The organism is Mycobacterium kyogaense (genome assembly GCF_036946525.1).
Classification (GTDB): domain Bacteria; phylum Actinomycetota; class Actinomycetes; order Mycobacteriales; family Mycobacteriaceae; genus Mycobacterium; species Mycobacterium kyogaense_A.
In genome coordinates this window covers 174,708-183,840 of record NZ_JAQIIY010000012.1, presented here as the reverse complement: position 1 = coordinate 183,840, position 9,133 = coordinate 174,708, and the positions used below count along the sequence as shown (strand labels likewise).

The following is a 9,133-nucleotide window of genomic DNA, read 5'->3' as shown; positions in this document are numbered from 1 at the left end:
CGTGCTCGGTCAGTACTTGCGCTCGGGCAGGACCGCCTTGGCCTGCTGCTGGTCGAAGGTCTGGTCGGGGGTCACGACGCGGGCCGGAACCGATTCGCCGGCAACGACTTTCTTCGCCAGATCCATCAGTTGCGGGCCGAGCAGCGGGTTGCACTCGACGATGAAGTTCATCTTGCCGTCGGCCAGTGCCTGCATACCGTCGTGGGTGGCGTCGATCGCGACGATCTTGATGTCCTGACCGGGCTTCTTGCCGGCCGCCTCGATGGCCTCGATCGCGCCGAGAGCCATGTCGTCGTTCTGCGCGAACACCAGGTCGATCTTCGGGTTGGCCTTGAGGAACGCCTCCATCACCTGCTTGCCGCCCGATCGGGTGAAATCACCGGTCTGCGAGGCGATCACGCTCAAGTTGGGATTGGCGGCGATCGCCTTGCTGAATCCGGTGCTGCGTTCCAGCGCGGGATCCGAGCCGGTCGTGCCTTCGAGTTGGACGATGTTCACCGGGCCCGTGGCGTTGGCGAACTCCTTGACCACCCATTCGCCGGCCCACTGACCTTCCTGCACGAAGTCCGCGCCGAGGAACGTCTTGTAGACGTCCTTCTCCTGGGTGTCGACGGCGCGGTCGGTGAGGATCACCGGGATGTTGGCGTTCTTGGCTTCCAGCAGCACCGCGTCCCAGCCGGTGCGGACCACCGGGCTGAACGCGATCACGTTGACCCGCTGCTGGATGAAGGACCGGATGGCCGAGATCTGATTCTCCTGCTTGCCGTTCGCGTCGGAGAACTTCAGGTTCACGTCGGCGGCCTTTGCCGCGTCCTGGATCGAGGTCGTGTTCGCGGTGCGCCAGCCGCTTTCGGCGCCCACCTGGGAGAAGCCCATGGTGATCTGGCCGCCGGCCCCGCCGCCACCTCCTGGGGCGTTACCGGGCGCCGGTCCACTGCCGCAGGCTGACAGCACGCCCGCTGTTGCGACGGCGAGCATCGCTGAGAGGATTTTCTTCACGAGGACTCCTTCACAGGTGCATCGGACCAGGTCAAGTCCGTATGCGGCGGGGATCGGCGACACCGGAAGCAATGTGACCGGCGTTACACTGGGCAGATGTTAACGCTCACATTTGAGAGCTGTCAACGATTTGTTAGCGCTCACATCTTTCAGCCCTGAACCCTTGACAGGCCCGTGACCCGCGTCACAAGATGCTCGATGTTAGCGCTCACATCGTGCTGGGGGTCCGCGTGCCGGACCCGCGACGAGCGCCGGACCAACCGGAGGAATCCATGCGTAAGAGCTTTCTTCGAATCGCGGCCGCGCTGGCCCTGACGGCGTCGCTGGCCAGCGCCTGCGGACGCTCGACCGGGCCCGAGGCCACTGGCGGCGGGGGCGGGGGCGACCGCAGCGGGACGATCGGCATCGCGATGCCGACCAAGTCATCGGAGCGATGGGTCGCCGACGGCGACAACATGGCCAAGCAATTCCAGTCGCTGGGGTACGAGACCGATCTGCAGTACGGCGACGACGTGGTGCAGAACCAGGTCTCGCAGATCGAGAACATGATCACCAAGGGCGTCAAGGTGCTGGTCATCGCGCCCATCGACGGATCGTCGCTGACCGACATCCTGCAGCGCGCCGCCGATGCCAAGATCCCGGTGGTCAGCTATGACCGGCTGATCCGCGGATCAGTCAACGTCGACTACTACGCGACGTTCGACAACTTCAAAGTCGGTGTGCTGCAGGCGCAGTACATCGTCGACAAGTTGGGCGTGGCGCAGGGCAAGGGCCCCTTCAACATCGAGCTGTTTGCCGGCTCGCCCGACGACAACAACGCCACGTTCTTCTTCAAGGGCGCGATGAGCGTGCTGCAGCCCTACCTCGACAGCGGCAAGCTGGTGGTGAAAAGCGGGCAGACCTCCTTCGACCAGGTGGCGACGCTGCGCTGGGACGGCGGGCTCGCCCAGTCCCGAATGGACAACCTGCTGAGCCGCTCGTACACCAGCGGTCGCGTGGACGCGGTGCTCTCGCCCTATGACGGGATGTCGCTGGGCATCATCTCGGCGCTGAAGAGCGCCGGCTACGGCACGCCGGCCAACCCGCTGCCGATCGTCACCGGGCAGGATGCCGAACTCGCCTCGGTCAAGTCGATCATCGCCGGCGAGCAGACCCAGACGGTGTTCAAGGACACGCGTGAGCTCGCGAAAGCTGCTGTGCAAATGGCTGATTCACTGCTGACCGGCGGCAAGCCGGAGGTCAATGACACCACCACGTACGACAACGGGGTGAAGATCGTGCCGTCGTATCTGCTGCAGCCGGTGAGTGTGGACAAGTCCAACTACCAGAAGGTGCTGGTCGACTCGGGCTACTACACGTCCGCGCAGCTGGCCTGATGGGCGGCGAGGGCACCGCACTGCTCGAGATGCGGGACATCACGAAGCGCTTCGGCGCCGTGACCGCGTTGTGCGACGTGAACCTCACGGTGCGCCAGGGCGAGATCCACGCGATCTGCGGGGAGAACGGAGCCGGCAAGTCCACCCTGATGAAGGTGCTCAGCGGGATCTACCCGCACGGCAGTTACGACGGGGAGATCGTCTTCGACGGTCCACCAGGCGATTTCAAGGACATCCGGTCCAGTGAGCGGCGCGGCATCGGCATCATCCACCAGGAGCTGGCTCTGGTGCCGGTGCTCTCCATCGCCGAGAACATCTTCCTGGGCAACGAGCACGCCTCGGCCGGGGTGATCAGCTGGCACGAGACCACCACCCATGCCCAGCAGCTCCTCGACCGGGTCGGGTTGCGGGAGAGCCCGGGTACCCGGATCTCCGACATCGGGGTGGGCAAGCAGCAGCTCGTGGAGATCGCCAAGGCGCTGTCGAAGAAGGTGAAGTTGCTGATCCTCGACGAGCCCACCGCGGCGCTGAACGACGAGGACAGCCGCAACCTGCTGGACCTGATCATGGAGCTGCGCCGCCAGGGGCTGACGTGCATCATTATTTCGCACAAGCTCAACGAGGTGACGCGGGTCGCCGACCGCATCACGGTGCTGCGGGACGGCCGCACGATCGAGACCCTCGACGTGGGGCCGGTTCTCACCGAAGAGCACATCATCCGCGGCATGGTGGGCCGGCCGCTGGTCGACCGGTTCCCCGAGCGCACCGCCCACGAGATCGGCGACGTGACGTTCGCCATCGAGGACTGGACCGTCTACCACCCGCTCGATCAACAGCGCAAGGTCGTCGACGGGGTCTCGCTGCACGTGCGCCGTGGCGAGGTGGTGGGGCTGGCCGGGTTGATGGGTGCTGGGCGCACCGAGCTGGCGATGAGCGTGTTCGGCCGCAGCTACGGCAAGAAGGCCGGCGGCTCGGTGTTCAAGGACGGCAAGCAGATTCGCACCCGCACGGTGCCCGAGGCCATCAGTCACGGTATCGCCTACGCCACCGAGGACCGCAAGCACTTCGGCCTGAACCTGATGGACGACATAGCGCGCAGCATCACGCTGGCGTCGCTGCCCAAGGTGAGCAGGCAGGCCGTCATCAACGAGCACGAGGAGACCAAGGTCGCCGAGCGCTTCCGTAAGGACATGCGGATCAAGGCGCCGTCGGTGAAGGCCGTCACCGGGAACCTGTCGGGCGGCAATCAGCAGAAGGTCGTGCTGAGCAAGTGGATCTTCGCCGACCCCGACGTGCTGATCCTCGACGAACCCACCCGCGGCATCGACGTCGGCGCCAAGTACGAGATCTACACGATCATCAATTCGCTGGCAGCGCAGGGGAAAGCGGTGATCGTCATCTCCTCCGAGCTCCCGGAGCTGATCGGTCTGTGCGACCGCATCTACACACTCAACGAGGGCCGGCTCACCGGTGAGGTGGCCCGGGCCGAGGCGTCCCAGGAGACGCTGATGCGCTACATGATGAAGGGACGAGGATAGATGACCACCACCCCGGCCGTGTCGACGCCGCCGAGCGCCCCGGCGCCGCCGCCCGCGGACTCGGCTGTGTCTCGCGTGAAAGCATTGCTGCAGGGCAACTTCCGCCAGTACGGCATGGTCGTCGCGCTCGCTCTGATCGTGATCCTGTTCCAGGTGTGGACCGACGGCATCCTGCTCAAGCCGCTCAACGTCACCAACATCGTCCAGCAGAACGGCTACATCCTGATCCTCGCGATCGGCATGGTCATCGTGATCATCTCCGGTCACATCGACCTGTCGGTGGGCTCGATCGCCGGGTTCATCGGGGCGATGTCGGCGGTTCTGATGATCCGCAACGACATGCCCTGGCCGGTCGCGGTCGCCCTGTGTCTTCTTCTGGGTGCGCTGATCGGTGCGTGGCAGGGCTTCTGGATCGCCTACGTCGGCATCCCGTCGTTCATCGTCACGCTGGCGGGCATGCTCGTGTTCCGCGGCGCCACACAGTATCTGCTCGAGGGGCAGTCGATCGCGCCGTTCCCGCGCACCTTCGGTCAGGTCAGCAGCGGGTTCTTACCCGAACTTGGCGTGAACGCCGTCTATCACTGGCCGACTGTCATTCTCGGCGTGTTCGTGATGCTGGCCGCGGTGTGGCAGCAGGTGCGGCAGCGGCGTGCCCAGAGCCAGTACGGGTTCAGCGTGCTGCCGCTGGGCTGGTTCATCGCCAAGTGTGCGGCCATCGTCGCGGCACTCGCGGCGTTCACGCTGGTGCTGGCGAGCTACCGCGGAGTCCCGGTCGTCGGCATCATCCTGGCCCTGGCCTTCGTGGTGTACGCATTCGTCATGCGCGGCACGGTCGTCGGCCGGCAGGTCTACGCCGTCGGCGGCAACGAGGCGGCAGCCCGGCTCTCGGGCGTCAAGACCAAGCGGGTCACGTTCCTGGTCTTCGTCAACATGGGTCTGCTGTCGGCACTCGCCGGGTTGCTGTTCGCGGCGCGGCTTAATTCGGCCACGCCACAAGCGGGTATCGGCATGGAGCTGGAGGCGATCGCCGCGGCGTTCATCGGCGGTGCGTCGGCCAGCGGCGGCGTCGGCACCGTGTTCGGCGCGATCATCGGCGGTTTCGTGCTCGGCGTCCTCAACAACGGGATGTCTTTGATCGGCATCGGCAGTGACGTGCAGCAGGTGATCAAGGGTCTGGTGCTGCTGGCCGCCGTCGGCTTCGACATCTACAACAAGAAGAAGGGCGGGGCCTGACATGCCCGGCATCGCGGATCGCTACGAACACGACATCGTCACGTTCATGCGGAGCTGGGCTCCGTACGGCGGCCCGCCCGCCGACGAGGTGCTGCCCGAGTTCGGGCTGACCCGGGAGCAGCTCGTCGCGCGTTACCATCAGATCCTGGACGCTGAGGCTATGCGCCGGGCAGAGGAGTTGCGTCAACCGTGGTTGAGAATCCGTCGCTCACCAAAGCAATGACGGCGTGGACTCTCGCCGACGGACGCGACTTGCTGTTCTTCAATCTGCCCGGCCGAGAGCCCGCACCGGTGCCCGACCTTCGGCCGCTGCCTCCTCGCTCAGAGTCGCTGTCGGAGTTGCGATTCGACCAGACCACTGGGCAGTGGGTGATCGTCGCACCGGCCCGCCAGGACCGCACCTACCTCCCGCCCCGAGGTGAGTGCCCGCTGTGCCCGGGACCGACCGGACTCACGAGTGAGATCCCGGCGCCGGACTACGACGTCGCAGTCTTCGAGAACCGGTTCGCGAGTCTGTCAGGTTCGGGGCACGTGTTGTCGGTGTCTTCGGATTTCTCGGGGGTGCCCGGAAGCGGCCGCTGCGAGGTGATCTGCTTCTCCAGCGATCACGACAGCTCGTTCGCCTCACTCGATCCCGCGCAGGCCCGGCTTGTTGTCGAGGCGTGGCGGCACCGCACCTCTGACCTGCTCAGTCGGCCCGGCATCGCGCAGGTGTTCTGCTTCGAGAACCGCGGTGAGGAGATCGGGGTGACGCTGACCCACCCGCACGGGCAGATCTACGGCTATCCGTTCCTGACCCCGCGGACAGAACAGATGCTGCGGCAGGCGTCGTCGTATCGAGAGCGGCACGGGGGCGATTTATTTACGGATTTGGTGGCGCAGGAGGTCGATGACGGCCGCCGGGTTGTGCTGCGTGACAGCATGTTCACCGCATTCGTGCCGTTCGCGGCCCGGTGGCCGGTGGAGGTGCACATCTACCCTCATCGTTCTGTGAACAGCTTGCTCGATCTCGATGCGGCCGAGCTGGACGCGTTCAGTGCTCTCTACCAGGAGGTCCTGCAGCGGCTGGACCGAATGTACGACGCACCGCTGCCGTACATGGCGGGGCTGCACCAGTTCCCCGAGGGCGAGGGCTGCTTCCACGTCGAGATCATCTCCACGCGGCGCAGCGCCGACAAGCTGAAGTACCTCGCCTCGTCGGAGTCGGTGATGGACGCGTTCATCAACGACGTCGTGCCCGAGGCGCTGGCCGAGAGGCTGCGTGGCTTGTGAGCGTTCGCTTCTCGGCGCCGGGCCGGATCAACCTGATCGGTGAACACACCGACTACAACGCGGGTTTCGCGCTGCCGATCGCGCTGCCCGGCCGCACCGTCGTGGACTACGAGCCGGCCGACAGCGGCGAGCTGATGGTGAGCACCGACCGGTCGTCGGACGTGGTGCGCGTCGGGCTCGACACGTCTCCCGGTGATGTGACCGGCTGGGCTGCGTACGTGGCCGGGGTGGTGTGGTCGCTGCGGGAGGCCGGTCATGTGGTGCCGGGCGGAACGCTGGCGATCAGAGGCGGGGTGCAGATCGGCTCGGGGCTGGCGTCGTCGGCGGCGCTGGAATGCGCTGTCCTGGACGCGCTGCTGTCTGGTGCGGGTCTGGCGGTCGATCGTGTGGAGCAGGCGCGGATCGCGCAGCGCGCTGAGAACGAGTACGTCGGTGCACCAACGGGTCTGCTCGATCAGCTGGCGATCCTGTACGCGCAGCCGCGGTCCGCCCAGCTGATCGACTTCCGCGACCTCACCGTCACGCCGGTTCCGTTCGATCCCGACGCGCACGGGGTGCAGTTGCTGCTGATCGATTCGCAGGCGAGGCATCAGCACGCCGGTGGCGAGTACGCGGCACGACGCGCGTCGTGTGAGCGGGCTGCCGCGGCGCTGGGTGTCCCGTCGCTGCGGGAGGTCTCCTCTGTGTCTGCGCTCTCGGGTGAGGATCAACGGCGGGCCCGGCACATCGTGACCGAGAACCAGCGGGTGCTGGACACGGTGGAGGCATTGGCGGCGAACGATTTCGGCCGCGTCGGCGCCCTGTTCACCGAGTCGCACCGCTCGATGCGGGACGACTTCGAGATCACCACACCGCATCTGGACCTGATCGCTTCTACCGCGGTGTCGGCGGGGGCGCAGGGGGCGCGGATGACGGGCGGTGGGTTCGGCGGCTGCGTGATCGCTCTGGTGCCCGCAGGATCCGTGGATGCGGTGGATGCCGCGGTGCGGGAGGCGATGCAGGCGGGCGGATATCCGGCACCGACGATCGAGCCGACCGTGGCGGGCGCGGGGCCTGCTTAACGGGTGGGCTTGATCAGCCAGAGCGCCAGGATGATCGCGATGACCGGCCCGACCGCCATGATCAGGCTGAGCGTGTGGATGGCGTCGATCGCGTTGTAGGGCGCCTGGTCGACGATCAGGCGGGCCTGCTCGGGGTTGACCATCGCGGCGCCGTTGTGCCCGCCGTGGGTGGTCAGCAGGGCTTCGCGGGTCTCGGCGCGGTCGACGCCGTCCTTCGACAGGTCGTGCGCGCTGTCGGTGAGGAACAGGTTGATACCGACGAGGGCGAAAAGCGCTGGGCCGAGCGAGTATCCGCCTTCGTTGACCGCGCTCTTCACGGCGGACACCGCGCCGCCGAGATCGGCGGGGGCGCTGTTCATCATGATCATGGCTTGCGGGGTGGTGACGAGCGCGCCGCCGATGACCATCAGCGCCGCGGTGATGAACACGGTGACGCGGGTGGTGTCGAGGGTGTAGCTGTGCAGCACCACCAGGCCGCCGAGCATCAGCACCAAGCCGGTGACCATGACGGTGCGGGCACCGAACTTGTTGGCGACGGGTCCGGCAGAGAGGGCGGCGAGGGCGGCCATCGCGGTGGCGGGCATGAGCAGATACCCGAAGAGCTCGTGGGATTCCTTGCGGATGGTGACGAGGTAGAAGGCCAGCAGGATCATCGAACCGCCGAGCACGATGTTGAACACGACACCGGCGGCGACGGCGGCGTTGAAGCGGCTCGACCGGAAGACGCGCATGTCGAGTGCCGGATGGTCGGTGCTGCGTTCGCGGACGACGAACGCGACGCCGGCGGCCAGGCCGGCGGCGATGCAGGCGAGGCCGACCGCGTCGATGCCGGTCTCGATGCGGGACATGCCGTAGATGAACGCCAGGAGCGCGACGGCGAACAGCGCCATGCCGGGGACGTCGAGGCGGCGGCTGCTGCGCATCGTCTCGGGGACGTAGCGCCAGGTGATGAGCAGGCCGATGACGGCGATGACGGGGACAAGGAAAAAGGTTGCGCGCCAACCGATGGCGTGGGCCAGCGTGCCGCCGAGGGCCGGCAGCGGGGTGGAGACGGCGTAGCCGACGCCGAAGTAGGCGGCGATGGCGGCGGCGCGGCGTTCGGGGGAGAAGACGGCGTTGGTGAGCGCGAGGGACAGGCCGATAAGGAAGGCCAGCGCGATGCCGACGCCGGCGCGGGCGATGATGAGCACGGCGGCGACGGGGGCGGCGGCGGCCAGCAGGCTGAAGGCGGCGGCGCCGGCGAGGCCGACCATGTAGAGGCGGCGCATGCCGTAGAGGTCGCCGAGGGCGCCGGCGGAGAGGACCGCGGCGGCCATGGTCAGGGTGGCGAGGCTGGCGATGAAGGTGGCGGTGCCGCCGGTGATGCCGAGTCCGGCGGAGACGACCTGCAGGTTGGCGGACAGGGTGGTGGGGTCGCCGATGGAGATGGCGTAGCCGAGGCCCATCGCGAGCACGGTCATCACGGCGGCGAGGCCGGAGACGGTGCGCTGCTCGGTGGCGGTTTGGGGTTGCACGGGGTGATGTTAGTGCCGTCATCACTGCTGCGTGGGTGCAACGACGGGCGGGTGCGCTGACCCGCGCCTGGGGTGTCGCCTAGGAGGATGGATCGGTCAAAGACCTGCCGTCTACACAAGCGCAGCCACCGGCATACAGC

The 9,133-nt window shown here is 66.8% G+C and carries 8 protein-coding genes; 6 read left to right on the top strand and 2 right to left on the bottom strand.

Going from position 1 to position 9,133, the window contains the following annotated elements; translation table 11 throughout:
- Positions 1-9: 9 nt before the first annotated feature.
- Complete coding sequence (locus PGN37_RS11370) at positions 10-999, bottom strand: ABC transporter substrate-binding protein (RefSeq protein WP_335331132.1); 990 nt, start codon at positions 997-999, stop codon at positions 10-12.
- A 272-nt stretch (positions 1,000-1,271) separates the two neighbouring features.
- Between PGN37_RS11370 and chvE the strand changes: the two genes are divergently transcribed.
- The 6 genes from chvE to PGN37_RS11340 are packed head-to-tail and all read left to right on the top strand — an operon-like array spanning position 1,272 to position 7,479.
- Positions 1,272-2,375: a multiple monosaccharide ABC transporter substrate-binding protein gene (gene chvE, locus PGN37_RS11365; RefSeq protein ID WP_335331131.1), complete on the top strand. Its 1,104-nt coding sequence runs from the start codon at positions 1,272-1,274 to the stop codon at positions 2,373-2,375.
- On the top strand, positions 2,375-3,913 hold the full coding sequence (gene mmsA / locus PGN37_RS11360; protein ID WP_335331130.1) for a multiple monosaccharide ABC transporter ATP-binding protein: 1,539 nt from the start codon (positions 2,375-2,377) through the stop codon (positions 3,911-3,913). The genes chvE and mmsA overlap by 1 nt, the downstream gene beginning before the upstream one ends.
- Positions 3,914-5,146 (top strand): multiple monosaccharide ABC transporter permease, encoded by a 1,233-nt coding sequence (mmsB, locus tag PGN37_RS11355; protein ID WP_335331129.1) that lies wholly within the window; start codon positions 3,914-3,916, stop codon positions 5,144-5,146. It abuts the gene before it with no gap.
- A 1-nt stretch (position 5,147) separates the two neighbouring features.
- Positions 5,148-5,369 carry a hypothetical protein gene (locus PGN37_RS11350; RefSeq protein ID WP_335331128.1) on the top strand — a complete coding sequence of 74 codons (222 nt, stop codon included), beginning with the start codon at positions 5,148-5,150 and terminating at the stop codon, positions 5,367-5,369.
- Entirely contained in the window at positions 5,366-6,418 is a 1,053-nt protein-coding gene (gene galT / locus PGN37_RS11345; RefSeq protein ID WP_335331179.1) for a galactose-1-phosphate uridylyltransferase, read from the top strand. Before PGN37_RS11350 ends, galT begins: the two co-directional genes overlap by 4 nt.
- Positions 6,415-7,479, top strand: coding sequence for a galactokinase (locus PGN37_RS11340; protein ID WP_335331127.1), 1,065 nt, complete (start codon positions 6,415-6,417; stop codon positions 7,477-7,479). The genes galT and PGN37_RS11340 overlap by 4 nt, the downstream gene beginning before the upstream one ends.
- On the opposite strand, the gene PGN37_RS11335 is transcribed toward PGN37_RS11340, so the two are convergent.
- Complete coding sequence (locus PGN37_RS11335) at positions 7,476-8,993, bottom strand: MFS transporter (protein WP_335331126.1); 1,518 nt, start codon at positions 8,991-8,993, stop codon at positions 7,476-7,478. The two genes, PGN37_RS11340 and PGN37_RS11335, sit on opposite strands and share 4 nt — an antisense overlap.
- Positions 8,994-9,133: the final 140 nt, after the last annotated feature.